At 72.5% G+C, this 3,242-nt stretch carries 2 protein-coding genes; one reads left to right on the top strand and one right to left on the bottom strand.

Going from position 1 to position 3,242, the window contains the following annotated elements:
• Positions 1-182 precede the first annotated feature (182 nt).
• Positions 183-2,039 (top strand): translation elongation factor 4, encoded by a 1,857-nt coding sequence (gene lepA, locus GTR00_RS17550; protein WP_166612868.1) that lies wholly within the window; start codon positions 183-185, stop codon positions 2,037-2,039.
• A 60-nt stretch (positions 2,040-2,099) separates the two neighbouring features.
• On the opposite strand, the gene GTR00_RS17545 is transcribed toward lepA, so the two are convergent.
• Complete coding sequence (locus GTR00_RS17545; protein ID WP_166612867.1) at positions 2,100-3,239, bottom strand: S8 family peptidase; 1,140 nt, start codon at positions 3,237-3,239, stop codon at positions 2,100-2,102.
• Between the last annotated feature and the right edge of the window lie 3 nt (positions 3,240-3,242).

Genomic DNA, 3,242 nt, shown 5'->3' with positions numbered 1-3,242 from the left:
CGTGGGGACGGGGGTGCGGGGCGTGGTGCACATGGCGGGCCTCCCGGGCAGCGGTCGCCGTGACCGTGCCGCTGGGACGCCGCGCGGGCCCGGGCGGTTCCGCGGACCCGCCGGCCCGTGCGCGTGCGACGATGGGACCCCACGACCGTGCCGACGAGAGGTGCACCCCGCCCGTGTCCCCGATGGCCGCGAACGCGCCGGCTCCCGCTTCCACGCCGCCGCAGCTGCTGCGCAACTTCTGCATCATCGCCCACATCGACCACGGCAAGTCGACGCTGGCCGACCGCATGCTGCAGCTGACCGGGGTCGTGGACGAGCGGGCCATGCGCGCGCAGTACCTGGACCGCATGGACATCGAGCGCGAGCGCGGCATCACCATCAAGTCGCAGGCCGTGCGCATGCCGTGGGGCCTGGACGGCACCGACTACGCGCTGAACATGATCGACACCCCCGGGCACGTCGACTTCACCTACGAGGTCTCCCGGTCGCTGGCCGCCTGCGAGGGCGCGGTGCTGCTCGTGGACGCCGCGCAGGGCATCGAGGCGCAGACGCTGGCGAACCTCTACCTCGCCATGGAGAACGACCTCACGATCATCCCGGTCCTGAACAAGATCGACCTGCCCGCGGCGCAGCCGGAGAAGTTCGCCGAGGAGCTGGCCAAGCTCATCGGCTGCGAACCCGAGGACTGCCTGCGGGTGTCGGGCAAGACGGGTGCGGGCGTCGACGCGCTGCTGGACGAGATCGTCCGGCAGGTCCCCGCCCCGGTGGGCGACCCCGACGCCCCGGCCCGCGCGATGATCTTCGACTCGGTGTACGACACCTACCGCGGCGTCGTCACGTACGTGCGCGTCGTCGACGGGCAGCTGTCCCCGCGCGAGCGCATCGCGATGATGTCGACCAGGGCCACCCACGAGCTGCTGGAGATCGGCGTCTCCTCGCCGGAGCCGACCCCCTCCAGGGGCCTGGGCGTCGGCGAGGTCGGCTACCTGATCACCGGCGTGAAGGACGTGCGCCAGTCCAAGGTCGGCGACACCGTCACCAACGCGGGCAAGCCCTCGACGCAGGCCCTCGGCGGGTACCGCGACCCCAAGCCCATGGTCTTCTCCGGCCTGTACCCCATCGACGGCTCCGACTACCCGCTGCTGCGCGACGCCCTGGACAAGCTCAAGCTCAACGACGCGGCGCTGTCCTACGAGCCGGAGACCTCGGTCGCGCTCGGCTTCGGCTTCCGCATCGGGTTCCTGGGGTTGCTGCACCTGGAGATCGTGCGCGAGCGCCTGGAGCGCGAGTTCGACCTCGACCTCATCTCCACCGCCCCCAGCGTGCCGTACCAGGTGACGATGGAGGACAAGAAGGTCGTCGAGGTGACCAACCCCTCGGAGTTCCCCGAGGGCAAGGTCGCCGAGGTCCGCGAGCCCGTCGTCAAGGCGACGGTGCTGGCGCCCAGCGAGTTCATCGGCGCGATCATGGAGCTGTGCCAGCAGCGCCGCGGCGACCTGCAGGGCATGGACTACCTGTCCGAGGACCGCGTGGAGATGCGCTACCGGCTGCCGCTGGCCGAGATCGTCTTCGACTTCTTCGACCAGCTGAAGTCGCGCACGCGCGGCTACGCCTCCCTGGACTACGACGTGGACGGCGACCAGGCCGCCGACCTGGTGAAGGTCGACGTCCTGCTGCAGGGCGAGCAGGTCGACGCGTTCAGCGCGATCGTGCACCGCGACAAGGCCTACAGCTACGGCGTGATGATGGCCGGCAAGCTCAAGGACCTCATCCCGCGCCAGCAGTTCGAGGTGCCCATCCAGGCCGCGATCGGCGCGCGCATCATCGCCCGCGAGAACGTCCGCGCCATCCGCAAGGACGTCCTGGCCAAGTGCTACGGCGGTGACATCACCCGCAAGCGCAAGCTGCTGGAGAAGCAGAAGGAGGGCAAGAAGCGCATGAAGATGGTCGGGCGCGTGGAGGTCCCCCAGGAGGCGTTCATCGCCGCGCTGTCCTCCGACGCCGCCGGCGACAAGGCCAAGGACAAGGCGAAGAAGTAGGGCGCCGCGGCAGCGCAGCGGCCCGCGACGTCCCGGCGGGACGTCGCGGGCCGCGCCGCCTCAGAGCGAGGACTTGAACAGCAGGCGGTTCGGCGTGCCGGAGGGGTTGGAGCGCACCACGTTCGCGGTGCCGTTGGCCACGATCCAGGAGTTCACCGTCGCCGAGGGCGCGTCGCCGTTGCGGCCCTTGTGCAGCGCCATGACGCCGGCCACGTGGGGGCTGGCCATGGAGGTCCCGCTGATGGTGTTCGTCGCGCCCCTCAGCCACGTCGAGGTCACGGCCACGCCGGGCGCGTACGTCTCCACGCAGGAGCCGAAGTTCGAGAACGACGCGCGCGTGTCGGCGCGGTCGGAGGCGGCGACCGTGACGACGCCGGAGGCCGAGGCGGGCGAGACCCGGCAGGCGTCCTGCGACTCGTTGCCGGCGGCCACCGCGACGGCCACCCCGGCGGCGGCGAGGTTGCTCACCGCGGTGTTCTGAGCGGCGGAGTAGCCCCCGCCCAGGGAGAGGTTGGCCACGGCCGGGGACACGTGGTTCGCGCGCACCCAGTCCACGGCCGCGATGATCCCCGAGGTGCTGCCGGAACCGTCGCAGCCCAGCACGCGCACGCCGCGCAGCTGCACGTCCTTGGCCACCCCGTGGGTGCGGCCGCCGATCGTGCCGGCCACGTGCGTGCCGTGGCCGTTGCAGTCCCGCCCGTCGCCGCCGAGGGCGTCGTAGACGTTGCGGGCGCGCGTGCCGAAGTCGGGGTGGGTGGTGTCGATGCCGGTGTCGATGACGTAGGCGGTGACCCCGGCCGCGCCGGTGCCGTAGGTGTAGCCGCCCGACAGCGGCAGGGCCCGCTGGTCGATGCGGTCCAGGCCGTGCAGCCCGGCGGTGGTGATGCCCTGCGTCGCCTCGGTGCGGACGCTGCGGTCCTCCTCGATGGCGGCGACCGAGGGGTTGCGCTGCAGCGCCTTCAGCTGCCCGTCGGTGAGCGTGGCGGCGAAGCCGTCCAGGGCGCTGGTGTAGACGTGGCGCGGGGAGACCTGCAGGGCGCGGGCCAGGCCGCGCGCGTCGGCGCCCTCGTGCAGGGTGACGACGTACTGCCCCGGCAGGGCGTCGGCGCCGGCGGCGGCGACGCGGACCTCGGGGGCGGCGGCGGAGGCGGCGCCCGCGCCCGGCAGGGCGACGGCGAGGGCGGCCAGGGGGGCGAGCAGGGC

Origin of the sequence: Kineococcus indalonis (assembly GCF_009906395.1) — a bacterium.
Taxonomy (GTDB): domain Bacteria; phylum Actinomycetota; class Actinomycetes; order Actinomycetales; family Kineococcaceae; genus Kineococcus; species Kineococcus indalonis.
This window is presented reverse-complemented; position numbering and strand designations above follow the sequence as displayed.

Bases quoted from the DNA above. Each gene is read 5' to 3' on its own strand.
- lepA (WP_166612868.1), top strand. From the start codon at position 183: ATGGCCGCGAACGCGCCGGCTCCCGCTTCCACGCCGCCGCAGCTGCTG.